Raw genomic sequence first — 24,777 nt, forward strand, 5'->3', positions numbered from 1 at the left:
TGGGGTGCCCCATTGGTGGTCACTTGAGTCACGGGCGCCATCTTTAATGCGCTGAGCGTATCGCTGTCAGAATCGCGTGATGCAGGGAGCCCGCCGAGGAGCGGGGGCCGATCACCGAGATATGGCGCGGGCTGTGGCAAAGCAGGAAGCAGCCCATATGCTCAACCGCCGTGCGCTGCGCCTCGCCGCCGGTGAAGGCGCGGGTGTTGGCGTTGGTGAGGCGTTCCAACACATCGGCCAAGCCGTCACCGCTGAGGTCAAAGCGGCACCATGCGCCAGTCTGGTCGGTGACGCTTGTGGCGCCCTTGGCCTGCGCCACGATCTGATGTGCCAGATCCTCGTGGGTCTCGATGGGGGCGTCGAGCATCCATTGATCCGGTCCCATCCAGAAGGCGGTGAGGTCAGTGCCGCCCATGCGGACCGGACCGGGGGCGGGGGCACCGATCAGAGAGGTCACAAGGGCGGCGGTCTGCGCCTCATGCCCAAGACGCGCCGCGACGGAGGCAAGCGCCCGGTCGGTGACTTCGGTCAATGTGACCGGGCCGTGGCTGTCGATACGGGGACGGGTCGCCCCGAGCGGGGTGATGGCGATGAGATCAGGCACGGAGGCGCTCTCCTTCTGGATCGACGAAATGGGCGCTGACGACTTCGACGTCATGCTCGACGCCGGTCAGGGGCGAGACGAGGCGCAGGACCTCGCCCATGCGGGTATCGCCGGATTTGAGGAAGGCCAGCGCGATGGCATGGCCCAAGTTGGGCGAGTAGCAGGCGGAGGTCACATAGCCCTGATCATGGGCGGCATCGACCGGGCTGCCGCGTGTCATCAGATGCGCGCCTGCGGGCACGGGGTTGGCGCGGTCCACCGGGCGCAGGCCGACAAGGCGCAGCGCATCCGGGGTATTGAGACCTTCGCGGCGTGAGAGCACAGCCCCGATCGAGTCTTTTTTGTCCGAGACCATCTTGCCCATGCCGAGATTGAGGGCCGTGGTGGTGCCGTTCAGCTCGTTGCCCGCGGCGTGACCCTTTTCGATCCGCATGACGCCGAGCGCTTCGGTGCCGTAGGGAACCACGTCAAACTCGCGCCCCGCCTCCATCAAGCGACGGATCATGGCATCGCCGTAGCGCGTAGGCACGGCGATCTCATAGGCCAGCTCGCCCGAAAACGAGATCCGGAACAGGCGCGCGCGCAAGCCGCCGCAGACGGTGATTTCGCCGCAGGCCATGAAGGGGAAGCCGTCGTTCGAGAGGTCAAACGCAGGGTCCACCACCTTTTGCAAGAGTTTGCGGGCATTGGGGCCAGCGACGGAAAACTGTGCCCAAGCCTCGGTCGTGGAGATGAGCTGCACATCCATGTCGGGGCAGAGGCACTGGCGCACGAATTCCATATGGCGATAGACCGTGACCGCATTTGCGGTGGTGGTTGTGACCACGAAATGATCCTCTGCCAGACGTGCGGCGGTGCCGTCGTCCATGGCGATGCCGTCCTCGCGCAGCATGAGGCCGTAGCGGGTGCGCCCCACGGGCAGTTTGGCGAAGGCGTTGCAATAGATCATGTTGAGGAAAGCGGCGGCATCCGCGCCCTGCACGTCGATCTTGCCCAATGTGGTCACATCGCAGATCCCGACCGAGCGGCGGGTTTGCAGAACCTCGCGGTCCACGCTCTGCCGCCAATGGGTTTCGCCGGCGCGGGGGAACCATTGCGCGCGCAACCACATGCCCACTTCGACAAAGACCGCGCCCTGTTCTTCGGCCCAGAAATGGCTGGGGGTCTTGCGGGTGGGCCGGAAATCCGCACCGCGTGAGCGACCCGCAAAGGCCCCGATGGCGGTGGGGGTATAGGGCGGGCGGAACATGGTGGTGCCCACCTCGGGGATGGATTTGCCCGCCACTTCGGCCATGATCGCCATGCCCGCAGTGTTCGAGGTCTTGCCCTGATCAGTGGCCATGCCAAGGGTCGTGTAGCGCTTGAGATGTTCGACGGAGGTGAAGTTTTCCTGATGCGCCAGTTTGATATCCTTGGCGGTGACGTCATTCTGTTGATCCACCCACGCGCGCTTGGCCCCTTGGACATGCCAGAAGGGGGTGAGGGCGATGGGCGTATCCTCGGCCTGAGGCAGATCGGGGCGGGTGACGGTGCGGCCAAGGTCGGCGACGATGCTTGCGGCGACGTCGGCACCCGAGGTCAGGGCGGCATGGGTCGAGAAGAGACCATCGGCCGCGCCGACCACGGTCATGCCCTGAGGCAGGGTGCCACCGGGAACAAAAGCATGGATATCGGCGTTCCATGTTGGACGGCCGCGCTGATGGCAGGTGAGGCTTACGTTCGGGTTCCAGCCGCCCGTGACGCCAAGCGCGCCGCAGTTTAGGCTACGGCGAGTGCCGCGCGCGTCCGTCACCTCGATCTTGCTCAGCCCAAGGCGGCCTGACGTGTTGGTAATAGTGCCGCCAACGATGACCTCGTAGCCGTTGCCTTTGGGGGCATCGGGACGGGTGTCGATCACGGCGGTGACCGTCACGCCCTTGGCCAGCAAATCCTGCGCGGTGCGATGGCCGTCGTCATTATTGGTGAAAACGGCGATCTCTTGCGCCGGGGTTGCGGCCCAGCGGTTGGCATAGGCGCGCAGGGCCCCCGCCATCATGATGCCGGGGCGGTCGTTATTCTCGAACACGATGGGGCGTTCGGTGGCCCCGGCGGCGAGAATGGCGCGGGTGGAATAGATGCGCCAGAGGATCTGGCGCGGCTTGCCCTCGGGCGGGACGGGCAGGTGATCGCTGACCCGTTCCAGCGCGCCGTAGATGCCGTGATCGAAGGCGCCAAGGATGGTGGTGCGGGTCATCAGGCGGACATTGGGCAGGGCGGCCAGACGCTCGGCGGCCTCTGCCGCCCAGTCGGAACCGGATTGTTGGCCAAGGCCGAAGGTTTCGGTGTTGAGGCGGCCACCGGGCAGGGAATCTTCATCCGCGAGGATGACGTTGACACCGGATTCAGCCGCGGTGAGGGCGGCGGCCAAGCCTGCGGGGCCTGCGCCGATGATCAGCAGGTCGCAATGCAGATAGCCCTTGTCGTAGCTGTCGGGGTCGGCTTGCAGGCTGAGCGATCCCAGACCGGCGGCGCGGCGGATCATGGGTTCGTAGAGTTTTTCCCAGAAGGCCGCGGGCCACATGAAGGTTTTGTAGTAGAATCCGGCGGCAAAGAAGCTTGAGAGGCGGTCGTTGATCGAGAGCGCGTCAAAGGTGAGCGAGGGCCAGCGGTTTTGCGATTGCGCGGTTAGGCCGTCGAACAATTCGGCGGTCGTGGCGCGCGTGTTGGGTTCGCGCCGCGCGCCGTCGCGCAATTCCACGATCGCGTTGGGTTCTTCGGAGCCAGCCGAGAGCGGGCCACGTGGGCGGTGGTATTTGAACGAACGGCCCATCAGGCGCACGCCATTGGCCAAAAGCGCCGAGGCGAGCGTGTCGCCGGGATGGCCCTTCATCCATTTGTCGTCGAAACGGAAGGAAATGGTGCGGCTGCGATCGATCAGTCCGCCCTGCAAACGGTTTTCTTGGGTCATTTGGAGCGTCCCTCGCGGCGGGCCACGTCGCGGGCCAATTCCACCGAAGTGATTTCATGGGTGAGTGTGTTGCGGGTGACGACGAGCCAGCATCGGTCGCCCTGTTCGTGAAACCACAGTTCACGATGCGCGCCTGCGGGATTGTCGCGCAGATAGCCGTAGTCGATGAACTGCGCCAGCGCATCGGGTGCGTCCGGGTCGGGGCGGTTGATAAGGGCGGCGTCGCCTTTGTAGACGAATTCGCTGGCGTCGCGGGGGCCGAGGGTTGGGTGGTTGATCAGCATGGCGCGACCTCTTTCAATGCAGGTTGGGCTGGTTGCCCATGCCCTTTTCGTCGATCATCCGCCCCAAGGCGAAGCGATCAAACCGATAGGCGGTGGCAGTCGGGTGGGGCGTGTCGGTTGCCAGAAGATGCGCATAGGCAAAGCCCGAAGCAGGAGTTGCCTTGAACCCGCCATAGCACCAGCCGCCGTTGAAATAGAGCCCCGCAATCTGGGTACGGTCGATGATGGGCGAGCCGTCCATGCTCATGTCCATGATGCCGCCCCACATCCGCAAAAGACGCGCGCGGCCCAGCATCGGAAAGATCGCCATGCCGCCTTCGCAGACATCCTCGACCACGGGCAGGTTGCCGCGTTGGGCATAGGAATTATAGCCGTCGATGTCGCCGCCGAACACGAGCCCACCCTTGTCAGATTGGCTGCAATAGAAATGGCCCGCGCCGAAGGTGATGACGCCGGGCAGGACGGGTTTGAGACCCTCGGAGACAAAGGCCTGCAAGACATGGCTTTCGATCGGCAGGCGCATGCCCGCGTGCGACATGAGGCGTGAGGAGGAGCCAGCAACGCAAGCGCCGACCTTGTTCGCGCCGATGAAGCCGCGCGATGTCTCGACTCCCAGACATGTGCCGTTCTCGATGCGAAAGCCGGTGACTTCACAATTCTGGATGATATCCACCCCGCGTTGATCGGCGGCGCGGGCATAGCCCCAGGCCACCGCGTCATGGCGCACGGTGCCACCGCGATGTTGGGCGAGACCGCCCTTGATCGGGAAACGGGCATCATTGACGTTCAGGAACGGATAGCGCGCCACAATCTGCGCGGTGGTCAGCAGGTCAGCATCGGCTCCGTTCAGCATCATCGCATTGCCGCGCCGGATGAAGGCGTCGCGCTGTGCGTCGGTGTGGATCAGGTTGAGAATGCCACGCTGGCTGACCATGGCGTTGTAATTCAGGTCCTGCTCTAACCCTTCCCAGAGTTTGAGCGAGAATTCGTAGAACGGCTCATTGCCATCAAGCAGGTAGTTGGAGCGGATGATGGTGGTATTGCGCCCGACGTTGCCGCCGCCGATCCAGCCCTTTTCCAGCACGGCAATCCGCGCCTGTTTGAATTCCTTAGCCAGATAATAGGCCGTGGCAAGCCCGTGGCCGCCGCCGCCGATGATCACATAGTCATAAGACGCCTTTGGCGCTGCATCGCGCCATGCAGGGCCCCAACCCCGATGTCCGGTGAGGGCCTCTTTGATGACCTTGAAACCTGAATAGCGCATGGAATCCGACTCCTTTTCCCTAATTTCAGGGAAAAAGAGCCGCTATGTAATATCGAATTCGGACAAAGCAGGTCGCAAATCGGACTCTGCCTCAAATTCACGGCGCGCGCGGACCTAATCGGCGCGGATCGCCTCGAATTCGAGAATGATGTTGACCGAGTCGCCAACAAAGTCGGGCAGGGCGTAGGTGCTTCCGAAGGCGCTGCGCAGGATTTCGGCGGTAGCGGAGATACCCAGCGTTTCCTTGCCATGGCAGCAGGGGTAGTCGGCGCGCTTGTTGAGCGTCACGTCGAGGGTGACTGGCTGCGTGACGCCGCGGATGGTCAGATCCCCCGACACGGTGCCTGCGGTGTCCGAAATCGGGGTTCCGCCCTCGGCGGTGAACGTGATCATCGGATGGGCCTCGGCATCCAGAAAGTCAGGCGAGCGGACGTGGGTGTCACGCTGCTCGTGGTCGGTATCGACACTCGGCGTGCCAATCGTTGCGGTCACTTTGCCCAAGTCCTGCGTCTCGGGATCATAGGTGAAACTGCCCTCGATCTGGGAAAATCGCCCGAGAACCTTGGCATATCCCGCGTGCATGATCGTAAAGGCCACAACGGCATGTTCCGGGTCAATCTGCCATGTAGCGGGTTCTGCCTGCACGGGGTGAGCGACCCCGAAGGCAAGCGTGGTGCCGAGTGCGGTCAGTCTTAGTCCGGTCATGCTGTTTCTCCTATGTCACGCGGTGTTGGCGTGGATTGCAGGGGTGTCAGTCGTTCTGGGGGCACGATCTTCGGGAATATCAAAGAGGCCCGTGTCCATGGACCACCGGCTGAGCCGAGGCAGGGTCGAGACCACGGCGATCGGGATCGAAAAGACCAAGGCGAGCAAAACGGGCGCGCCGAAAATCAAGGCCCATGGGGCGTTGGTTCCCAGCCAGAAACAGAGACCCAAACCCAAGAGAGTTTGCGGCCAGAGCACACGCGCTGCTTCATCCCAGCCCAACCGGTCACGGCTGCGCTGTTGCGCGCTCCAGCCGATCCGCTGACCGAAGACGAGGCCAAGGGCGAATTGGGTGAGTGCGACCGCGACGATCGGGGATGTGAGCATCGAAAACAGGATCTCGGCCAAACCGCCCGAAACGACCCGTAGCCGTCCGCCGTAGTCCTGGCTGCGGCTCTGTGAGAAAAGCACCTGCGCCAGTCCCATGAGTTTGGGGCTGAGGCTGAGTGTCATGAGAACGGCAAAGAGCGTAAGCCCCGGTCCCAAAGGCACGGCGCTCATTTGATCCACGGTTCCCGCAAGAGAGGCACCGATCAGGATGAAGACAATCCATGCCGGCGCGCTGATATACATCAAGATGGCAAGCACAAGCTGGATGCGGCTAACGGGTTTTAGGTCCGACAGGCCAAGCAGGCGGACATACTGCAAATTACCGTTCATCCAGCGCAATTCGCGGCGAATGAAATCGACAAGGCTGGGCGGATTTTCCTCGTGGCTGTCTGATTCCTCGGCCAGCACGCGCACTTCGTAACCCGCGCGGCGCATGAGCACCGCCTCGACCTGGTCATGGCTGAGGATCGCACCGGACAGGGGGCCGCGCCCCGGCAGCAGCGGTAGCATACAGTGTTCGCGAAACGGGGTGGTGCGGATCACAAGGTTATGGCCCCAGTTCGGGCCGCAATCCCCCTGCCACCAAGCCGAGCCGAGTGTGTAGGATCGCATGCCGTGACGCATGCCGAATTGGAAGGCGCGCGTGAAAAAGTTGCGTGAGGGCAGTCCCGTGACGAGGCTTTGCAGCATTCCGATCTCGGGGCTGGCTTGCATCACGCGGATCAGGTGTAGCACCGTTTCGGCACCCATCTCGCTATCGGCGTCCAACGGCAGGAAAAAGTCGCTTTGGCCTTCGGGGCTGTGCAGGAACTCGGCAATATTGCCAGCCTTGTAGCCGGCATTGTCGGTGCGGCGGCGATAGTGAATTGTGGCGAGAGGCCGGGAGGAGCGCCATTGCGCGACCCGAGCCTCTTCCTTGAGGGCGATGCCGGCGTCATTGGTATCGCTAAGGACGTGGAAAGAAAAGCGCCCGGCCCAAGGGCTGAGCGCCAGCTCTTCCTCCAACCTGCGCAACCGGGCAATCGAGGCGTCGGGATCCTCGTTGCGAAGCGGCATTACCACCGCAATCCGGGACGTGATCGGCTCGTCGCCTCTGACCCGTGTGATGGCGGGTGTTACCCGCGCTGCGGCACCGGCCCCGTGGCGCAGATCGAGCAAAAGACCCAGAACACTATTCCACAGACCAATGGACAGCCAAGGCAGGGTCAGCAGAAATGCGCCCAGCATTGCGCCTTCTCCAAAGGTGATGCCGGTTGGGGCAAAGAGCGTATACATTGCCCAGAACAGTCCGATGACCGTGGCGGTGTTGAGCGCGAGCACACAGCGGCGACGGGCGGGCAGGGGCATCCCACGCCGCGCGCGTGGCAGGCGGATCGCCCCATCTGTTGGCTTTGCGCGATCAGATCCAGACGTATTCCCAGACGTATTCACAGTATCTCCTTGCGATAATCTCTGCCGCAGTCGCGCTCAGCGCCATAATGCAGTGCATACAGATATTGTCCAAAGAATACCCGTCCACTGAAATCTTTTGCATATGCGGGAAGTTGCCGAAAGTCTGCCGCGCCTTGACGCGTTGAGGTCGCGTGTTAACTCTTTCGCGAGATTGAAAAAGGAATCCAATATGTTCGCCGTCGAAGTCCGTGATCACATCATGATCGCACATTCTCTTCCTGATCCGGTGTTTGGACCGGCTCAGGGTGTTCACGGCGCGACCTTTGTCGTCGACGCTGCCTTTTTCACGCAGGACATAGATGCGCATGGGCTGGTGGTGGATATTGGTCTGGCGTCAGAGGCTCTGGCACGGGTTCTGGCCCCGTTGCGGTACGGAAATCTGGACGACAAGCCCGAGTTTGCGGGCAAGTTCACCACGACCGAGTTTCTATCTCATCATATCTGGAGCGGGCTGCGCGATATTGCCAAGGCAGAAGGCCTGGGAGATCATGGGCGCCTGCGCAAGATCCGTGTGACGCTGCATGAGAGCCATGTGGCGCGCGGGTGGTATGAGGCTGACATCTGAGATGGGATTTGACGCGGAGTGGTTGGCGCTGCGCGAGGCGTCGGATATGGTGGCGCGAGATGCCGATCTATTGGCGCGGGCCATGACCTATGCAGGATCGGGGGCTACACTCCTCGATCTGGGATGCGGAACCGGCGCGACCGCGCGGGTCTTTGAGAGCGCGGGTGCGCAAGATATCCGGTGGCGTTTCTTCGACAATGATCCTGAGCTTTTGCAACGTGCCGCTGCGCGCCATCCTCAGGCTGAAATCATCCAAGGTGATTTGGCTGATATCGACGAATTGCCCCTTGCCGGGGTTCGTCTTGTGACAGCCTCGGCGCTGCTTGATCTGGTGTCACGCAATTGGATGGAGCGTTTTGCAGCGCGTCTCGCCAGTGAGCGTGTCGCCCTCTATGCCACGCTAAGTTATGATGGGGTCATGAACTGGACACCGCTTGATCCAGAAGATGCACTCATAACAGAACGGTTCAATGCGCATCAACGCGGAGACAAGGAGTTTGGACCCGCGCTCGGCCCGGATGCGGCTGAAAGCGTCGCGCAAATACTCGGTGCGAGGGGATACAGCGTCAGTCTCGCTCCGAGTCCATGGCGGCTGGGAGCGACTGCGGCAGACATGCAGCGCGCTCTTTTGCACGGTATTGCACAGGCCGCGCTCGAGATGGGCCACGCCACGGCCGATCAATGGATTGGGCGGCGAAAGGCGCATCTGTCTGAGGGTTGGGCGGAGATTGGTCATATGGACCTCTTGGCTCTGCCTCCGTCTTGATGTCCCATAGGTGACATTTTTGAGAATGCCTCTATCTTTGCCATGGCCTTGACGGAACAGTCGAATGGATCACCTCCATGGCCATGGCCAGTCGTTGAACGGAGACCCGGATGCAGACCGCCCAAGTAACTCCCAAGGTTTGGGATCGGATCCTCGCTGCCCGCGCGGGCAGGTCGTGCTTGTGTTGCGGCGATTGGGAAACAGGGGAGCGCGCGGCGATGACGCTCTATGGTTCGATGATTGCGGCCCCCGGATCACCTCATGTGGTGGCACAGATCGGACAATCGCTCGATGGCCGGGTGGCGACCGTCAGCGGAGATGCCGCGGATGTTTCAGGGCCGGACGGGTTGGCGCATCTGCACCGCATGCGGGCCTTGGTGGATGCCGTGATTGTGGGGGTCAAGACCGCGTTGCAGGATGATCCGCGCCTCACCGTGCGCCTCGTGGCTGGCCAGAATCCGGCGCGCGTTGTGATCGATCCTTCGGGACGTTTGCCCAATGATGCGCGACTCTTCGCCGATGATGGGGCGCGACGTGTGGTCATTCAAACCGTGGAGAAGTCTCGTCCGGCCGGAGTTGAAGTGATCACATTGCCGCGAAGCCAGTGGATTTCCCCAGCCGCCATCGTCGCCGCCCTGCGCAAACTCGGCCTCAATCACCTCTTGGTCGAAGGGGGGGCCATCACCATCGCCCGATTTATCGAAGCGGATCTTCTGTCGCGGCTCCATGTGGCCGTTGCGCCTTTGCTGATTGGTGCCGGACCGCAGGGATTGACGACCCAGCCCATTGCCAAGCTGGCGCAGGCGCGTCGCCCCGAAACGCAGGTCTATGGTCTGGGCTCGGATGTGGTGTTTGATTGTTTGATGGGGACACGCGCACAGGCGCAGGTCTGGCCCCACGCCAAACAGGCTACCGCCTTACGGCACGGGTGAAAGACATGGTGCAGCACAGCCGCGCGCTCTGGATCACCGAGGCGGGCCGGGCAGAGATCTTATCCGCATCCTGCGAGGATCATCCGGATCATTGCGTTGTCGAGACACTGTTCTCTGGCATAAGCCGTGGGACAGAGCGTCTGGTCTTTCAGGGTCGCGTGCCCCGGAGTGAGCATGAAACCATGCGCGCGCCGTTTCAGGAGGGCGCGTTCACCTTTCCTGTGAAATATGGCTATAGTTCTGTCGGTCGGGTGATGTCGGGGGCGCAGGCCGGTCAGGTGGTCTTTTGCCTTTATCCCCATCAGGAGCGGTTCGCCTGTCCTCTTGCCGCGGCGGTATCCGTGCCGCATGCCGTGCCACCCGGTCGGGCGGTGTTGGCGGCCAATATGGAAACGGCGCTCAATATCATCTGGGATGCCGGCGTGATGCCCGGTGATCGGGTTGCGGTCGTGGGGACAGGGACGGTCGGAGCTTTGACCGGGTATCTGGCGGCGCGCATGCCCGGCACACAAGTCTGTCTGGTGGACATTGATCCGGCCCGCGCTGGCTTGGCGGAAAGTCTGGGATGCCGGTTTGCGCTGCCACCCCATGCCCAAGAGACATTAGGCGGTGAGGCGGATGTGGCCATCCACAGCTCTGCAACCGATGCCGGTCTGGCAAGTGCGTTGGCCTTGGCTGGCTGTGAGGCGGTGGTTGTCGAAGCAAGCTGGTATGGCACAGGCCAAACCGCAATTGGCCTTGGCGGTGCGTTTCATCAGCGGCGGTTGCGGTTGGTGGCCTCTCAGGTTGGACGCATTCCGGCCAATCACGCCGCCAGATGGACCTATCGCAGGCGATTGGAGGCCGCGCTTGGGTTGTTGACCGATCCAGCACTCGATGCCCTTATTTCGGGTGAGAGCCGGTTCGAGGATCTGCCGCGCGACTATGCCGCCATCCTTGATGCGCCGGGCACGCTGTGTCACCGGGTTCGGTATGGCGACTAAGCCTGAACGCCCTTTGCGGCGCATGGCGTTCGCCGTGCCGGGGGATATCAACACGACAACCGGCGGCTATCTCTATGACCGCCGACTGGCCCAAGCTCTTGAGGCGCGCGGCATCGAGGTGCGGCATCTGAGGTTCGGCGACAGCTTTCCGCAGCCGACGCCGATTGACATGCAGGACGCCGTCAAGCAGTTGCAGGCATTGCCGTCAGATTGCCCGGCGCTCGTTGACGGTTTGGCCTATGGAGCGCTTGAAACCTCGGCCTTGTGCGACCTGCGCGCGCCGCTGGTGGCTCTGGTTCATCATCCACTGGCGCTCGAGCCGGGGTTGAGCGCAGTGCAGGCGCGTGACATGGCCGCACGCGAGACCGCCAACCTTGCCTTGGCGCAGCAGATTGTGGTTACGAGCGGGCATATCGCGGGCTTGTTGCGCGATGCCTATGGGGTGCCCCCTCACCGTGTCCACGTCGCGCGACCGGGTTTCATGCGCCCGCTTGCCGCCGTGCATGAGCGCGATAGCCCGCCCCTCATTCTCTCGGTGGGGATACTTGCTCAGCGCAAGGGGCATGACGTTCTGCTGCAAGCCTTGGCGCAGATTGTTGATCTGGAGTGGAGGGCGGTGATTGTCGGTCGTGCGCATGAGCCTGATACGGTGCGCGCCTTGCACATGCAGCGTACCGATCTGGGTCTGAGCACGCGGGTCGAGATTGCGGGCGAGATTTCACAATCGGCGCTTGATGGGCTTTACGCGCGTGCGACACTCTTTGCGCTCGCGACGCGTTACGAGGGATATGGCATTGTCTTTGACGAGGCGATGGGACACGGCTTGCCCATTGTCAGCACCGATGTCGGGGCGGTGCCGGATACGGTCGCGCCGGGGGCAGGTGTTCTGGTGCCGCCTGAAGACCCCGCGGCATTTGCATCAGCGTTGCGCAGAGTGCTGGAGGATGCGGGCTTTCAGGCAGGCTGCGCCTTGGAGGCGCGGCGCGCGGCCTCTCATCTCGGGGATTGGAATGCAGCAGCCCGCGTGGTTGAGGGTGTGCTCTTTGAGCCCTCAAACCTCGGCTGAATAGTCGAGCACACGCTCTCTGTGTTTGCCGCGGAAATCCGAGGGTGTCAGGCCGTAGAACTTTTTGAACGCCGTTGACAACGTGCCGGTCGAGCCAAAGCCGGTGGCGGTGGCAATATCAATCAAGGGCAGCTTGGTGTCCTGAATCAGATGGTGTGCACGCCGGACGCGCAACTGTTTGTAATAATGGCCCGGTGAGGTTTCAAACACCGCGCGAAACCGCCGTTCAAGACAGCGCTGCGAGGTGTCAACCTGGTCCGCGATTTCGGTGATTGACAGAGGCTCTGACAAGTTATCCTCCATGATGGCCAGCGCATCAGACACCGCCTTGTCATAGAATTTGTGAAAGGCGGCTGGCGCGAAGGGCTGTGTGCTGGAGCTCGTCCGTATGCTCGGTAGCAGGAGATGTCGGCCAATTTCGGTGATCTCGGAAACCGGGAGATCCTTGGCCAAGAGACCAATGACCAGTTCGGCCGTGGCGGCACGGCCCGCTGCAGTGATGATCCCATTGGACAGCTCTGACAGGCTCTCAGTCAGTCGCGGGAGGTCTTGGGTCTCGCGCAGGACGACGGCATCGGCCCAATGGGTCGTGACGGCCCCAGTGCTGATTTGGGTTCGGGCGATGAAGCGTGTTGCGGCATCCGCGAGCAAGATGACAGCATTGCCTAGGCGCCGCATGCTGCGGATACGCGCCATCCACGTTGACGTGTCTGCCGTTTTCGAGGCGATCACGATCAGATAATCAGCAAGGCAGTGATCTGGAATGACCGGCTCTGCCCGCACGATGCAGGCCCCGGTGCCCTGAACAAAGCCAGGATTGTCCGAAACGATCCGCCAGACAAAGCGTGGGCTGCCGTGAACCATGTTCGCAGTCTGTAAGGTGTGAATCACAGAAGCGAGTTCAAGATCACAGAACTTGCGCTGAACGAAAATCTCGAACACGGTTGTTGCGCCGTCAGGCGTGATGGTCGGTTGGGATCGTGAAGTCTGTTCGGTCATGGCGATTCTATAGACTGTAACTTTAGGATTAAAAACCATGATTGATTACATGGTGGGATCAAGCCCTGACTTCTGTTTTATGCGCCGCGTTGGTTTTGATCACAATCGGTAAAGAAGACGGTCAGGGGAATGGGGCTGTTGCGTCTGAGCGCTGTCGTGTATCTTGAGCCATAGAACAGACCGGGAAACGGTGAATGAGCAGGACCCTTGGAATAGTGCTGGCGATGGCTCTGGCCTTTGCCGGACTTACAGGCGCGCGGGCGCAAGACGCGACATTCAGTGGTCTTGCGCGGCTGGATGTTGCCGCCAGTGCGATCACCGATACGGGGCAGGGCGTCGATGTCCATCTGCGCCTTAGCCAAGGTGTGCCCTACCGGGTCTATACGCTGTCGGATCCCGCCCGCCTTGTGCTCGACTTCAAGGAGGTCGATTGGCAAGGGGTCGGGGCTGCCGATCTGATCCGCGGCGAGCGTGTCAAAGGGCTGCGCCTTGGACAGATTAGGCCGGGATGGTCACGCATGGTGGCCGATCTCGATGCTCCCTATCCGCTCGCACGTGCCGGGCTAGATATCGACAACGCAAGCGGTGCCGCCGACTTGCGCGTCCGTCTGGGGGCGGCGGATGCGACGCGGTTCGCTGCGACGGCTGGCACGCCGGACCTGCCCGGCTGGGATATGCCCGATCCGCAGAGCGGGCTTGCTGCGGCACCGGGGCGGGTGCCGGGTGAGGGTCCGTTGATGGTGGTGCTTGATCCGGGGCACGGGGGTATTGATCCCGGTGCGCAGGAGGGCGAATTGGCTGAAAAGACGTTGATGCTGCAATTCGCCCAAGAGCTCCGCGAGGAGTTGCTGCGCGCGGGCGGTTTCGATGTGATCCTCACGCGGGACAGTGATGAATTTGTCAGCCTCGAGCGGCGTGTCGCATTGGCCCATTGGGCCGGGGCAGATGTGTTTTTGTCCCTGCATGCTGATGCGCTCACAGGCGCGCAGGCGCGGGGTCTTTCAGTCTATACCCTGTCCGAGAGTGCCTCGGACGAGGCCAGTGCAGCCTTGGCAGAGCGGCACAACCGCGCCGATATGCTGGCGGGCGTCGATCTGAGCGGCAAGGATGATATCGTAGCTGATGTTCTTATGGATCTCGCCCGAATCGAGACGCGCCCGCGGACGGAACAGTTGGCCACTGCCTTGATCGAGAGCTTTGCCGCGCATGAGCTGCCGCTGCTGTCGCGTCCTCTGCGTCACGCCGGGTTTTCGGTACTCAAGGCACCTGATATTCCCTCTGCGCTGATCGAGCTTGGCTTTCTCTCCAGTCCCCGAGATTTGGCTCGGCTGCGGAATGCGGAGGGACGAGCGCGGATTGCGACGGCCCTGCGCGCGGGACTTATGGCCTGGCGCGATGCCGATGCAGCGCGTGCCGGGTTGGTGCGGCAATGATCCACCGTGAACGCTTTGTCTGGTGGGACGTGGCGTTGACCTGCGCCCTTTCCCTTTTGACCCGGACGCCTTCGATGCCTATATCGGGCACACCAAGCATGCGGGGGCCGTGGTGTTACGTCCGATTCTAAGCCTTTTGGGCACTGTCTTTAGCCTGATCACCCTGATCGTGGTGGTTGTTGGCCTCAGCATTGGTGCCGTGTTGCATATTTATGGCAAGGATTTGCCGAGTCACGAGTCGCTGGCCAATTACACGCCTCCGACCATCAGTCGTATCTATTCGGGCGAAGGGCGGATCATTGATGAATTCGCGCGTGAGCGCCGTCTTTTTACACCTGCAGAGGATATTCCGGATCTGGTGAAGCAGGCCTTTATCAGCGCCGAGGACAAGAATTTTTACACGCATGGTGGTTATGATGCCGTCGGCATTGCCTCGGCGGTGGTGGATGCCGTGAAATCGCGGGGGCGGAACGTGCGTGGCGCCTCGACCATCACGCAGCAGGTGATGAAGAATTTCCTGCTCTCGGGTGATCGTCAGATGGAACGCAAGATCAAGGAAATCATCCTTGCCACGCGGATCGAAGAGACGCTGAGCAAGGATAAGATTCTAGAACTTTATCTCAACGAGATTTTTCTGGGTCAGAACAGCTATGGGGTGGCTGCCGCCGCCCAGACCTATTTCAACAAGACCCTGAGGGAACTGGCCCCACATGAGGCCGCGACGATCGCCTCGATGCCGAAAGCGCCCAGTGATTACCACCCGGTGCGTGAAAAGGAACGGTTGTTGGAGCGCCGTAACTACGTGCTCAAGCAAATGTGGGATAATGGGTATCTGACCGAGGCCGCCTATGAGGAAGAACGCGCAACTCCGTTGCGCAGCGTACAGAACGGAGACTTTGAACCGTTCAGTGCGGAACTTCCGCCGCGTGACTACTTCACGGATGAAATACGCCGCCAGTTGAGTGAGAACTTTGGCGAAGGCGAATTTTTCACCGGTGGTCTGTCTGTCCGCGCCACAATCGACCCTGAAATGCAGGTCCAGGCCGCGCATGCGTTGCGGCGCCAGCTTGAACTCTACGACCGGGGGCAAGGGCGTTGGCGGGGGACTGGCCAAACGCTTCCGCAAGAGGTGCTTGGTACAGAAGCGAAATGGCGTGAAGCCCTTGGAAAGGTGAGTGTCGCGCGGGACATCGATCTGGACGGTCCTTGGTATCCCGCTGTCGTGCTTGAAACCGGCGAGCAAGTCATGCGTGTTGGCGTCGAAGGGGTCGAGGGTATCCAAGAGGTTCCGCGCAGCGATATCAAGTGGTTGGCCGGTGATTTCAATTCCACCTTCGAGGTTGGGGATGTGGTGCATGTGCGCCGCGTGACCGGGCAAGACGGGGCCTTTGTCAACTGGTCCCTGCGGCAGGTGCCTGAGGTGCAGGGCGGCTTTGTGGCGATGGACGTGAACACCGGCCGGGTAATTGCCATGCAGGGCGGTTTTTCCTATCAGGCCTCTGTCTTTAATCGCGCCACACAGGCGCTGCGTCAGCCGGGATCAAGCTTTAAGCCGTTCGTCTATGCTGCGGCGCTCGACAGCGGGTATTCCCCGGCAACGATCGTGATCGATGCTCCGATCGAGATCAACACGCCGCAGGGCCTGTGGCGGCCGCGCAATTCCTCCAACAAGTTCTATGGCCCCACCCCTCTGCGCACCGGAATCGAGCAATCACGGAACCTGATGACCATCCGCCTTGCGCAGGAGGTGGGCATGGATGTGATCGCCGACTATGCCGAACGGTTCGGCGTCTATGACAACATGGGCCAGTTTCTGGCCAATTCGCTCGGCTCGGAAGAGACCACGCTTTATAACATGGTCGCCGCCTACGCGATGTTCGCCAATGGCGGCGAGCGCGTGCGTCCGACATTGGTGGACCGGGTGCAGGACCGTTACGGCAAGACGATTTATCGCCATGACGAACGCGAGTGCGTGAATTGCGACGATCCCGGGATTCCGGAAAACCGTGGCCCGCGCATTGTTTCAGACCGTGAGCGCGTGATGAATGCCGTCACGGCCTATCAGCTCACCTCGATGCTCAAAGGTGTTGTGGACCGTGGCACGGCCTCGGGGGCAATCAATCTGCCGGTGCCTGTTGCGGGCAAAACCGGGACAACCAATGATGCGCGTGATGTGTGGTTCGTGGGCTTTACCAGCAACATCGCCGCAGGGTGTTACATTGGTCATGATCAGCCGCGCGGCTTGGGCAAATCAGCCTATGGGTCGTCGCTCTGCGGCCCTGTCTTTCAAGAGTTCATGACGGAGGCTGTCAAGAAATACGGGGGCGGGCCGTTTGATGTCCCTCCGGGTGGCCACTTCATCAAGATCGACCGCTTCACCGGGGCGCGCCTGTCGGATGATGCCGAAGGTGCAAACGTGGTGGCCGAGTATTTTCGTGATGGTGAGGAGCCGGTATTTGGCTTGGCGTATGATGGTGGCTTTGCCATGGGCAACGATCTGGAGCTGTTCAGTGCCGGCGAGCGTGAGCGCGTGCAAGAGGTGACCACCTCGACTGGGGAAAAGGCACGGGTCGGGGGCAAAGCCAGCTTTGGCTCGATGAGTTCGGGTGGCCTGTACTAGGGCTCTCTTGCCCGGCCCGGCGCGCTGCGCTATCACCCGCACCTGACCAGACAAGGACACCCCGATGCGTGCAGAAACCCAGAACCTCGTGGCCGAGATCGAAAAGTCGTTGGAGCTGTTGCGCCAGCGGCTGGGGTGGGAGACCGCTCGGCACCGCCTTGAGGAATTCAATGCCCGCGTCGAAGACCCTACGCTGTGGGATGATCCCGCCCGCGCGCAGTCGCTGATGCGCGAGCGTCAGGCCCTGGTGGATGCGCTCGACACCCATGACAGTCTCAAGCAGGAGCTGGAGGACAATCTTGGCCTGATCGAGTTGGGCGAAATGGAGAATGATACCGAAGTCGTGTCTGAGGCGGAGGCCGCAATCAAGGCTCTGGCCAAAGTGGCGGCCGCCAAGGAACTGGAAGCGCTGTTGGACGGAGAAGCAGATTCCAATGACACCTTCCTTGAGATCAACGCAGGTGCGGGCGGCACCGAAAGCTGTGATTGGGCGTCTATGTTGGCGCGTATGTATGTCCGCTGGGCCGAAAAGCGTGGCTACACGGTCGAGTTGCAGTCGGAATCGGCGGGCGAGGAGGCGGGGATCAAATCTGCTGCCTACAAAATCAGCGGCCACAATGCCTATGGCTGGCTGAAATCCGAATCGGGTGTGCATCGCTTGGTCCGCATTTCGCCGTTTGACTCCGCCGCCAAGCGGCACACGTCGTTCAGCTCGGTCTGGGTCTATCCGGTTGTGGACGACAATATCGAAATCGAAGTGAACCCGTCGGACATCCGTATTGACACCTACCGCAGTTCCGGTGCGGGTGGGCAGCACGTGAATACCACCGACTCGGCGGTCAGGATCACGCATATTCCAACTGGGATCGTGGTCACCTCCTCGCAGAAATCACAGCATCAGAACCGTGACATCGCGATGAAAGCCTTGAAATCTCGGCTTTATCAGCAAGAACTGGACCGTCGAAACGCCGCCATCAACGAAGCGCATGACGCCAAGGGGGACGCAGGCTGGGGCAATCAGATCCGGTCTTATGTGTTGCAGCCCTATCAGATGGTCAAGGATCTGCGGACGGGGGTCGAGACTTCGGACACCAAAGGGGTGCTGGATGGGGATCTCGATGAATTCATGGCCGCTACTCTGGCCATGAATGTCAGCGGTAAGAGCCGCGCCGAGGCTCAGGGGGGTGATTGACCCGGCCTGGTCGCCCTGCTTAGGGTAAAGTCGAAAAAAATGCGGCGAAATCGAGGGAACCGTGCTGCATTGCTGCTTCCAACTGGCGATGTGAGCGACTAGGTAATGAAAATGAAATTCCCGGGGGCGCACCAACCGACCCCCCGAGAAAGGGAGAGATTGAAATGCTGAACAATATTGGCCTTCCGGGGCTTCTTCTGATCGCGGTCGTCGTGCTCGTGCTGTTTGGGCGCGGCAAGATCTCGTCGCTGATGGGCGAGGTGGGCAAAGGCATCACCTCTTTCAAAAAGGGTGTCGCAGAGGGCACCAAAGAACTGGATGACACCACCAAGGATTCCGCCGAAGGTGCGCGCGACGTGACCCCGGCCGAAGACAAAGACAAGGTCTGATCCCTAAATGTTCGATCTAGGCTGGACGGAGCTATTGCTCATCGGCATCGTGGCCTTGATCGTGGTGGGGCCCAAGGACTTGCCCGGAATGTTTCTGGCAGTCGGAAAGTTTATTGGCAAAGCCAAGGGTATGGCTCGCGAATTCAGCCGCGCGATGAATGACGCCGCCGAACAATCCGGGGTGAGCGATATTCAAAAGACCTTCAAGTCGGCATCGAACCCCATGAAAACCGCGATGGATGAGGTGCGCAAGACCACCGATAGCGTCAGCCGCGATCTCAAAGACGCGGCCAAGCCGCCGCTCACCCAAGAGCAAAAGGCCGCGGCCGAGACGGCGCGTGAGAAGACCGCCGAGATGGCCGCGACGCGCAAGGCCGCCAAAGCCGAAGTCTCACCTGCCACAGCTCCTGCTGAGGTGAACCCCAAACCGAAACCGAAACCCAAGCCGAAGAAAAAGACCAAGGCAGAGGATCAGGCATGAGCCCGCGCGAAGAGATCGACGACAGCAGCGCGCCTCTGATCGAGCATTTGGCCGAGTTGCGCACGCGGCTGATCCGGTCGGTCATCGCCTTTATCATCGGGATTGTGCTGGCTTTTATCGTGGCTGAGCCGATCTTGCAGTTCCTGCTCGAACCGATCGAGGCCAGCCTGCGTGAGTTGGGCGATCCGTCCCCGACGATGCAATATACAAGCCCGCAGGAATACCTCTTTACTCTGTTCCGTATCTCGATGGTGTTCGGCTTTGCTCTGGCCTTTCCTGTGATCGGCTTTCAGATGTGGCGCTTTGTTGCGCCCGGTCTCTACCGGCAGGAAAAGAACGCGTTTTTGCCGTTCATGATCGCGTCGCCGGTGATGTTCCTGTTGGGGGCGTCCTTTGCGCATTTCGTGGTAACGCCGCTGGCGATGGCGTTTTTTCTGGGCTTTGCCGATGTGCCCTCGATCATCGCCGATCTGATGACTGGACTGGTCAGCTCAGAGGACCTGCCGGGTGCCGTTGCGACCGCGCCCGATACGAGTGAAGGCATTCGCATCACCTTCTTTGGCAAGGTCAACGAAAGTCTCGATATTACGCTGAAATTCATCATCGCCTTTGGCCTGTGCTTTCAATTGCCGGTGTTGCTCACGCTCATGGGCAAGGCGGGGCTGGTCAGTTCTGGCGGCCTGAAATCGGTGCGTAAGTATGCGGTGGTCGGTATCCTGATCCTTGCGGCGCTTGTGACGCCGCCTGATGTGATGACGCAATTGATCCTCTTCGTCGTGGTCTATGGCCTTTATGAAATCTCCATCCAACTTGTTTCGTGGGTCGAGAAGAAGCGCGAGGCGGAGTTGCGGGCCGAAGGGCTGTGGTTTGACGACGAAGACGAGGCGGATGCCGATGTCGACGACCCGCTGACCGACGCCGCCGAGGACAAAGGCAAGAGCTGAATGACTGTTGACCCGTTGGACCGTATCGCCGCCGCGCTTGAGCGGATGGCCCCGGCGCCGCTTACGGCTCCCGAGTTTGAGGTGGCGGATGCCTTTGTCTGGCATGTGGCACCGGACCGGCTAGAGCCTGTCGCGCAGGTCAGTCGGGTTGACATGGGTCTATTGGTCGGGGTGGACCGGTCTCGCGATACGCTCTTGCAGAACACGTTGCAATTCGCCCGCGGTCTGCCTGCCAACAATGCCCTGCTTTGGGGCGCGCGGGGCATGGGAAAGTCGAGCCTCGTCAAGGCGGTGCATGCCGCCGTGCGGGCTGAGGGTCTACCGCTCAAGATTGTGGAATTGCAGCGCGAGGATCTACCTTCGGTCAGCCGGTTGCTCAATCTGCTTCGGGGCAGCAAGACGCGGTTCCTGCTGTTCTGTGACGACCTCAGCTTTAGCCATGATGATCAGCATTATAAGTCGCTGAAAGCGGTTCTGGATGGCGGTATTGAGGGACGTCCCGACAATGTTGTGTTCTATGCCACCTCGAACCGACGCCATCTGATGCCGCGTGACATGATCGAGAATGAGCGGTCGTCTTCGATCAGCCCGTCCGAGGCGGTCGAGGAGAAGGTATCGCTTTCGGATCGGTTTGGTCTCTGGTTGGGTTTCCATCCGTGTGATCAGGACCAATACCTTGCGATGATCCGGGGGTATTGCGATGCCTACGGCGTCGAGATTGACGCGGCAACGCTGCGCGCCGAGGCGATTGAATGGCAGGCGACCCGCGGTGCGCGCTCGGGACGCGTGGCGTGGCAATATTTTACAGATCTCGCTGGACGACGTGGCGTGGCCGTCACGGAGCGTCACAGCACTTTGGCCGGAACGTCTCAGGAATAGGCTATCATGCGACCGCAGAGCAAGACTGCGGTCCATAGCCCTAGCGAACCAACGGCCACTCTGCGTTGCCGTGGCAGGTGTTGATCGGCGATCTGTAAATGCAGAGCCGCGTTCAGCAGAGCGAGCACCAGGAGCGCTATCTTTGCGCGAAACCAGCTGTTCGCTACGTAGTCTGTCGCTTGCACCGAAAACAGTAGGCCCCCGCAAACCGCCGCAATGGAGAGGCCGATAATCGCATAGCTTCGCAGAAGCTGCACGGCGCGCAAATCGCCCCGCAAGAGCCTCAGATTCATTGGAATGATCGCGCCAATCAGCATCGCAAGGCCCAAGATGTGGCCTGTATTCACCAATGGGTAGGTCCAACGCGAGGCGCGCAAGGCCTGAGCAAATGGCTGTGCCTCAAGCGCGGCGGCCCACTCCATCAGAGGCGTTCGGGATAAAGTTCATAGAGTTTGCCCGCAATCCCGACGGCCTCTGCCTTGACCAAAAGCTCGTTCGGATCGGCTGCGCGTTTGCCGATGATCGTAACCTCGGTGCCGGGCGCGAGCATCGCGTCGCTTAGACCTGCGCGTTCATTGCGCCAAGGCTGACCAACCTCCGCCTTCCAGATTTCGCCTTCGGCGTCGAGGGTCAACACCCCATGCGGATTGCCAAGCCGGGCCTCGGTGATCACGCCGGTCAATTCGAACCTGCCATCATCGGTCCAGCGCCATCCATGATGGGCATTTACGGGCCACGCGATCAAAAGGGCGGGCAGGGCGACTGTGATAAAGCGGCGTGTCAGGGTCATGGGGGGCTCCTTTCTCACTCTTCCATATAGCTGGGCACGCAACCCGCGCAGGTAAAATTAAATTTTCCCGCACAAGATGTGCCGCACTTGTAAGCGGAACTATTGGTGGCCAAGGCCACGTGGCGGGCTGGTTCAGTGGATTGTTGCATGTTCGCGCTCTGTTCGCAAAATTGGCTTGGAAGCTGCGCGCGTCTCGCCTATGTGTGGGGGATATGAACCCCGGGGGTCAGAATGGCCGATCTGAAGTATATCGAGGTGCGCGGCGCGCGCGAGCACAACCTCAAGAACATCGACGTGGATATTCCGCGCGATCAGTTGGTTGTGATCACCGGGCTTTCGGGGTCGGGCAAGTCGTCGCTCGCGTTTGACACGATCTATGCCGAGGGTCAGCGGCGCTATGTCGAGAGCCTCAGCGCCTATGCGCGGCAATTTCTCGACATGATGGAAAAGCCAGATGTGGATCACATCAGCGGGCTATCCCCTGCAATTTCCATTGAGCAAAAGACGACCTCCAAGAATCCGCGTTCGACCGTTGGCACCGTGACCGAGATTTACGACTACATGCGGCTGCTCTTTGCCCGCGTCGGCACACCCTATTCGCCTGCCACCGGCCTGCCGATCGAGGCGCAGCAGGTGCAGGATATGGTCGACCGTGTGATGGCGATGGAGGAGGGCACGCGTGCCTATCTGCTCGCCCCGATCGTGCGCGACCGCAAGGGCGAGTATCGCAAGGAGTTTCTGGAGCTGCGCAAGTCCGGGTTCCAGCGGGTCAAAGTGAATGGCGAATTCTACGAGTTGGACGAACCGCCCACGCTCGACAAGAAATTCCGCCATGACATCGACGTGGTGGTGGATCGCCTCGTCGTGAAAGAGGGGCTGGAGACGCGGCTGGCGGACAGTTTCCGCACCGCGCTCGATCTGGCCGACGGGATTGCCGTGCTGGAAACCGCACCCAAGGACGCTGAACCGGAGCGGATCACCTTCAGCGAGAAATTTGCCTGTCCGGTCAGTGGGTTCACCATTCCAGAGATCGAGCCACGACTGTTTTCCTTCAATGCCCCGTTTGGCGCGTGTCCCGCCTGTGACGGGCTTGGGGCGGAACTGTTCTTTGACGAACGGCTGGTTGTCCCTGATGAGGCGCTGAAATTGGCGGATGGCGCGATTGCGCCGTGGCGCAAGGGCAAAAGTCCGTATTTCACGCAGACCATCAACTCGATCGCCAAGCATTACGAATTCGACAAGAATAGCTTGTGGAAAGACCTGCCTGCACATGTGAAGCAAATTTTTCTGCATGGCTCTGGCGAGGAAGAGATCCCGTTCCGTTATGATGAGGGCGGGCGCGTTTATCAGGTGAGCCGCGTATTCGAGGGGGTCATTCCTAATATGGAGCGGCGCTATCGCGAGACGGATTCGAACTGGGTGCGTGAGGAATTCGAGCGCTATCAGAACAACCGCCCCTGCGGTGCCTGCGGTGGTTATCGCCTGCGGGCCGAGGCGCTTGCGGTGCGCATTGCAGGCCTGCATGTGGGGCAAGTGGTGCAAATGTCGATCCGTGAGGCGCTGGACTGGTGCGGGACGGTGCCGGATCATCTGGGCAAGCAGAAGAATGAAATCGCCCGTGCCATTCTCAAGGAAATCCGCGAGCGGCTTGGGTTTCTCAACAATGTTGGCCTTGATTATCTGACACTTAGCCGCAATGCAGGCACGCTGTCGGGGGGCGAGAGTCAGCGGATCAGGTTGGCGAGCCAGATCGGCAGTGGCCTTACCGGCGTGCTCTATGTGCTCGATGAGCCGTCTATCGGCTTGCATCAGCGGGACAATGGGCGGCTTTTGCAAACGCTGCGCAATCTGCGCGATCAGGGCAATACGGTGATCGTGGTTGAGCATGACGAAGAGGCCATTCGCACGGCGGATTACGTCTTTGACATTGGTCCCGGTGCGGGCGTGCATGGCGGGCGGGTGGTCAGCCACGGCACGCCTGACGTCGTGGCCAATGACCCCGCCTCGATCACGGGGCAATATCTGTCGGGGACGCGTGAAATCGCGGTGCCCGAGGTACGTCGCAAGGGCAACAAGAAGAAACTGACGGTGGTCAAGGCGACCGGAAACAACCTCAAAGAGATGACGGCAGAGTTTCCGCTTGGAAAATTCGTTTGTGTTTCAGGGGTCTCGGGTGGGGGGAAATCCACTCTGACCATTGAGACCCTGTTCAAAACCGCCTCGATGCGTCTGAACGGCGCGCGGCAGACGCCTGCGCCCTGCGAGACGATCAAGGGGTTGGAGCATCTCGACAAGGTGATTGACATCGACCAACGGCCCATCGGGCGAACTCCTCGTTCAAATCCAGCCACTTACACCGGGGCCTTTACGCCAATCCGGGATTGGTTTGCTGGGCTACCCGAGGCCAAGGCGCGCGGGTACAAGCCCGGGCGATTCAGCTTTAACGTCAAAGGCGGGCGATGTGAGGCCTGTCAGGGCGACGGTCTCATCAAGATCGAGATGCATTTCCTGCCGGATGTCTATGTGGAATGTGAGACCTGCAAAGGCGCGCGCTATAACCGTGAAACGTTGGAAATTCGCTTTAAAGGCAAGAGCATAGCCGACGTTCTTGATATGACGGTTGAAGAGGCGCAGGAGTTTTTCAAGGCGGTCCCATCCATCCGCGAGAAGATGGATGCGCTGATGCGCGTTGGCCTTGGCTATATCAAGGTCGGCCAGCAAGCGACGACTCTGTCGGGTGGTGAGGCGCAGCGCGTCAAACTGTCGAAGGAATTGGCCAAGCGCTCCACGGGGCGCACGCTCTATATTCTGGATGAGCCGACCACGGGATTGCACTTTGAGGATGTGAAGAAGCTCTTGGAAGTATTGCATGAATTGGTCGATCAGGGCAATTCTGTCGTAGTAATCGAGCATAATCTCGACGTGATCAAGACCGCCGATCATGTCATCGACATTGGTCCCGAAGGGGGCGATGGCGGGGGTGAGATTGTGGCCGTTGGGACACCGGAACAGGTGGCAGACGAACCGCGCAGTCACACCGGGCATTATCTCAAGGAGATTCTGGCCGCGCGCCGAGTTGCAGCGGAGTAGGG

Annotated in this window: 22 protein-coding genes; 13 read left to right on the forward strand and 9 right to left on the reverse strand. The window is 60.8% G+C overall.

Going from position 1 to position 24,777, the window contains the following annotated elements:
- Nucleotides 1-43: 43 nt before the first annotated feature.
- From VR71_RS02710 to mdoH, 6 genes are all read right to left on the reverse strand, one after another.
- The gene (locus VR71_RS02710) at nucleotides 44-604 is read right to left on the reverse strand and encodes a sarcosine oxidase subunit gamma (protein WP_045680932.1); all 561 of its coding nucleotides are present in this window, start codon (nucleotides 602-604) and stop codon (nucleotides 44-46) included.
- Complete coding sequence (locus VR71_RS02715) at nucleotides 597-3,551, reverse strand: sarcosine oxidase subunit alpha family protein (RefSeq protein WP_045680933.1); 2,955 nt, start codon at nucleotides 3,549-3,551, stop codon at nucleotides 597-599. The genes VR71_RS02710 and VR71_RS02715 overlap by 8 nt, the downstream gene beginning before the upstream one ends.
- Nucleotides 3,548-3,835 (reverse strand): sarcosine oxidase subunit delta, encoded by a 288-nt coding sequence (locus VR71_RS02720; RefSeq protein WP_045680935.1) that lies wholly within the window; start codon nucleotides 3,833-3,835, stop codon nucleotides 3,548-3,550. Before VR71_RS02720 ends, VR71_RS02715 begins: the two co-directional genes overlap by 4 nt.
- 13 nt (nucleotides 3,836-3,848) lie before the next feature.
- The gene (locus VR71_RS02725) at nucleotides 3,849-5,099 is read right to left on the reverse strand and encodes a sarcosine oxidase subunit beta family protein (RefSeq protein ID WP_045680937.1); all 1,251 of its coding nucleotides are present in this window, start codon (nucleotides 5,097-5,099) and stop codon (nucleotides 3,849-3,851) included.
- Nucleotides 5,100-5,213: 114 nt separating this feature from the next.
- Entirely contained in the window at nucleotides 5,214-5,804 is a 591-nt protein-coding gene (locus VR71_RS02730; RefSeq protein ID WP_045680939.1) for a YceI family protein, read from the reverse strand.
- A gap of 15 nt (nucleotides 5,805-5,819) precedes the next feature.
- Nucleotides 5,820-7,625 carry a glucans biosynthesis glucosyltransferase MdoH gene (mdoH, locus tag VR71_RS02735; RefSeq protein ID WP_296429766.1) on the reverse strand — a complete coding sequence of 602 codons (1,806 nt, stop codon included), beginning with the start codon at nucleotides 7,623-7,625 and terminating at the stop codon, nucleotides 5,820-5,822.
- A 190-nt stretch (nucleotides 7,626-7,815) separates the two neighbouring features.
- Between mdoH and VR71_RS02740 the strand changes: the two genes are divergently transcribed.
- The 5 genes from VR71_RS02740 (at nucleotide 7,816) to VR71_RS02760 (ending at nucleotide 11,958) form a co-directional block, all read left to right on the forward strand.
- Nucleotides 7,816-8,211, forward strand: coding sequence for a 6-carboxytetrahydropterin synthase (locus VR71_RS02740; protein ID WP_040651543.1), 396 nt, complete (start codon nucleotides 7,816-7,818; stop codon nucleotides 8,209-8,211).
- Nucleotides 8,195-8,977, forward strand: a complete 783-nt coding sequence (locus tag VR71_RS02745; RefSeq protein ID WP_296429768.1) for a trans-aconitate 2-methyltransferase — start codon at nucleotides 8,195-8,197, stop codon at nucleotides 8,975-8,977. The genes VR71_RS02740 and VR71_RS02745 overlap by 17 nt, the downstream gene beginning before the upstream one ends.
- A gap of 110 nt (nucleotides 8,978-9,087) precedes the next feature.
- Complete coding sequence (locus tag VR71_RS02750) at nucleotides 9,088-9,909, forward strand: RibD family protein (protein WP_040650624.1); 822 nt, start codon at nucleotides 9,088-9,090, stop codon at nucleotides 9,907-9,909.
- A gap of 5 nt (nucleotides 9,910-9,914) precedes the next feature.
- A complete protein-coding gene (locus VR71_RS02755) occupies nucleotides 9,915-10,892 on the forward strand; it encodes a zinc-binding alcohol dehydrogenase (protein ID WP_045680946.1) in 978 nt (325 codons plus the stop codon).
- A complete protein-coding gene (locus VR71_RS02760; RefSeq protein WP_296429769.1) occupies nucleotides 10,882-11,958 on the forward strand; it encodes a glycosyltransferase family 4 protein in 1,077 nt (358 codons plus the stop codon). The genes VR71_RS02755 and VR71_RS02760 overlap by 11 nt, the downstream gene beginning before the upstream one ends.
- On the opposite strand, the gene VR71_RS02765 is transcribed toward VR71_RS02760, so the two are convergent.
- Nucleotides 11,944-12,957: a GlxA family transcriptional regulator gene (locus VR71_RS02765; RefSeq protein ID WP_009818629.1), complete on the reverse strand. Its 1,014-nt coding sequence runs from the start codon at nucleotides 12,955-12,957 to the stop codon at nucleotides 11,944-11,946. The two genes, VR71_RS02760 and VR71_RS02765, sit on opposite strands and share 15 nt — an antisense overlap.
- A 194-nt stretch (nucleotides 12,958-13,151) precedes the next feature.
- Between VR71_RS02765 and VR71_RS02770 the strand changes: the two genes are divergently transcribed.
- The 7 genes from VR71_RS02770 (at nucleotide 13,152) to VR71_RS02800 (ending at nucleotide 20,895) form a co-directional block, all read left to right on the forward strand.
- On the forward strand, nucleotides 13,152-14,390 hold the full coding sequence (locus tag VR71_RS02770; RefSeq protein ID WP_045680949.1) for an N-acetylmuramoyl-L-alanine amidase: 1,239 nt from the start codon (nucleotides 13,152-13,154) through the stop codon (nucleotides 14,388-14,390).
- A gap of 112 nt (nucleotides 14,391-14,502) precedes the next feature.
- Entirely contained in the window at nucleotides 14,503-17,010 is a 2,508-nt protein-coding gene (locus VR71_RS02775; RefSeq protein WP_045681053.1) for a penicillin-binding protein 1A, read from the forward strand.
- Nucleotides 17,011-17,074: 64 nt separating this feature from the next.
- Complete coding sequence (gene prfB, locus VR71_RS02780) at nucleotides 17,075-18,202, forward strand: peptide chain release factor 2 (protein WP_009818632.1); 1,128 nt, start codon at nucleotides 17,075-17,077, stop codon at nucleotides 18,200-18,202.
- A gap of 164 nt (nucleotides 18,203-18,366) precedes the next feature.
- Nucleotides 18,367-18,591: a twin-arginine translocase TatA/TatE family subunit gene (locus tag VR71_RS02785; RefSeq protein ID WP_009818633.1), complete on the forward strand. Its 225-nt coding sequence runs from the start codon at nucleotides 18,367-18,369 to the stop codon at nucleotides 18,589-18,591.
- Nucleotides 18,592-18,598: 7 nt separating this feature from the next.
- On the forward strand, nucleotides 18,599-19,072 hold the full coding sequence (gene tatB / locus VR71_RS02790) for a Sec-independent protein translocase protein TatB (RefSeq protein ID WP_045680951.1): 474 nt from the start codon (nucleotides 18,599-18,601) through the stop codon (nucleotides 19,070-19,072).
- Nucleotides 19,069-20,016 (forward strand): twin-arginine translocase subunit TatC, encoded by a 948-nt coding sequence (locus VR71_RS02795; protein ID WP_045680953.1) that lies wholly within the window; start codon nucleotides 19,069-19,071, stop codon nucleotides 20,014-20,016. Before tatB ends, VR71_RS02795 begins: the two co-directional genes overlap by 4 nt.
- The gene (locus tag VR71_RS02800; RefSeq protein ID WP_045680955.1) at nucleotides 20,017-20,895 is read left to right on the forward strand and encodes an ATP-binding protein; all 879 of its coding nucleotides are present in this window, start codon (nucleotides 20,017-20,019) and stop codon (nucleotides 20,893-20,895) included.
- Here VR71_RS02800 and VR71_RS02805 read toward each other — a convergent pair.
- Both VR71_RS02805 and VR71_RS02810 read right to left on the reverse strand, forming a co-directional pair.
- A complete protein-coding gene (locus tag VR71_RS02805) occupies nucleotides 20,886-21,317 on the reverse strand; it encodes a hypothetical protein (protein ID WP_045680957.1) in 432 nt (143 codons plus the stop codon). The genes VR71_RS02800 and VR71_RS02805 overlap by 10 nt on opposite strands.
- Nucleotides 21,317-21,685, reverse strand: a complete 369-nt coding sequence (locus VR71_RS02810; protein WP_045680959.1) for a DUF6152 family protein — start codon at nucleotides 21,683-21,685, stop codon at nucleotides 21,317-21,319. Before VR71_RS02810 ends, VR71_RS02805 begins: the two co-directional genes overlap by 1 nt.
- Nucleotides 21,686-21,916: 231 nt before the next feature.
- Between VR71_RS02810 and uvrA the strand changes: the two genes are divergently transcribed.
- The gene (gene uvrA, locus VR71_RS02815; RefSeq protein ID WP_045680961.1) at nucleotides 21,917-24,775 is read left to right on the forward strand and encodes an excinuclease ABC subunit UvrA; all 2,859 of its coding nucleotides are present in this window, start codon (nucleotides 21,917-21,919) and stop codon (nucleotides 24,773-24,775) included.
- The last annotated feature ends 2 nt before the right edge of the window (nucleotides 24,776-24,777 follow it).

Source organism: Roseovarius sp. BRH_c41, assembly GCF_000961715.1.
Classification (GTDB): Bacteria; Pseudomonadota; Alphaproteobacteria; order Rhodobacterales; family Rhodobacteraceae; genus Roseovarius.

What these genes read in the sequence shown, in the direction of transcription:
- VR71_RS02765 (WP_009818629.1), bottom strand. Translation starts at nt 12,957, where the DNA reads ATGACCGAACAGACTTCACGATCCCAACCGACCATCACGCCTGACGGC.
- VR71_RS02740 (WP_040651543.1), top strand. Translation starts at nt 7,816, where the DNA reads ATGTTCGCCGTCGAAGTCCGTGATCACATCATGATCGCACATTCTCTT.
- VR71_RS02725 (WP_045680937.1), bottom strand. Translation starts at nt 5,099, where the DNA reads ATGCGCTATTCAGGTTTCAAGGTCATCAAAGAGGCCCTCACCGGACAT.
- VR71_RS02720 (WP_045680935.1), bottom strand. Translation starts at nt 3,835, where the DNA reads ATGCTGATCAACCACCCAACCCTCGGCCCCCGCGACGCCAGCGAATTC.
- VR71_RS02755 (WP_045680946.1), top strand. Translation starts at nt 9,915, where the DNA reads ATGGTGCAGCACAGCCGCGCGCTCTGGATCACCGAGGCGGGCCGGGCA.
- VR71_RS02730 (WP_045680939.1), bottom strand. Translation starts at nt 5,804, where the DNA reads ATGACCGGACTAAGACTGACCGCACTCGGCACCACGCTTGCCTTCGGG.
- VR71_RS02760 (WP_296429769.1), top strand. Translation starts at nt 10,882, where the DNA reads ATGGCGACTAAGCCTGAACGCCCTTTGCGGCGCATGGCGTTCGCCGTG.
- VR71_RS02785 (WP_009818633.1), top strand. Translation starts at nt 18,367, where the DNA reads ATGCTGAACAATATTGGCCTTCCGGGGCTTCTTCTGATCGCGGTCGTC.
- uvrA (WP_045680961.1), top strand. Translation starts at nt 21,917, where the DNA reads ATGGCCGATCTGAAGTATATCGAGGTGCGCGGCGCGCGCGAGCACAAC.
- VR71_RS02810 (WP_045680959.1), bottom strand. Translation starts at nt 21,685, where the DNA reads ATGACCCTGACACGCCGCTTTATCACAGTCGCCCTGCCCGCCCTTTTG.
- VR71_RS02750 (WP_040650624.1), top strand. Translation starts at nt 9,088, where the DNA reads ATGCAGACCGCCCAAGTAACTCCCAAGGTTTGGGATCGGATCCTCGCT.
- VR71_RS02745 (WP_296429768.1), top strand. Translation starts at nt 8,195, where the DNA reads ATGAGGCTGACATCTGAGATGGGATTTGACGCGGAGTGGTTGGCGCTG.
- VR71_RS02770 (WP_045680949.1), top strand. Translation starts at nt 13,152, where the DNA reads ATGAGCAGGACCCTTGGAATAGTGCTGGCGATGGCTCTGGCCTTTGCC.
- VR71_RS02805 (WP_045680957.1), bottom strand. Translation starts at nt 21,317, where the DNA reads ATGGAGTGGGCCGCCGCGCTTGAGGCACAGCCATTTGCTCAGGCCTTG.
- VR71_RS02795 (WP_045680953.1), top strand. Translation starts at nt 19,069, where the DNA reads ATGAGCCCGCGCGAAGAGATCGACGACAGCAGCGCGCCTCTGATCGAG.
- VR71_RS02800 (WP_045680955.1), top strand. Translation starts at nt 20,017, where the DNA reads ATGACTGTTGACCCGTTGGACCGTATCGCCGCCGCGCTTGAGCGGATG.
- tatB (WP_045680951.1), top strand. Translation starts at nt 18,599, where the DNA reads ATGTTCGATCTAGGCTGGACGGAGCTATTGCTCATCGGCATCGTGGCC.
- prfB (WP_009818632.1), top strand. Translation starts at nt 17,075, where the DNA reads ATGCGTGCAGAAACCCAGAACCTCGTGGCCGAGATCGAAAAGTCGTTG.
- VR71_RS02715 (WP_045680933.1), bottom strand. Translation starts at nt 3,551, where the DNA reads ATGACCCAAGAAAACCGTTTGCAGGGCGGACTGATCGATCGCAGCCGC.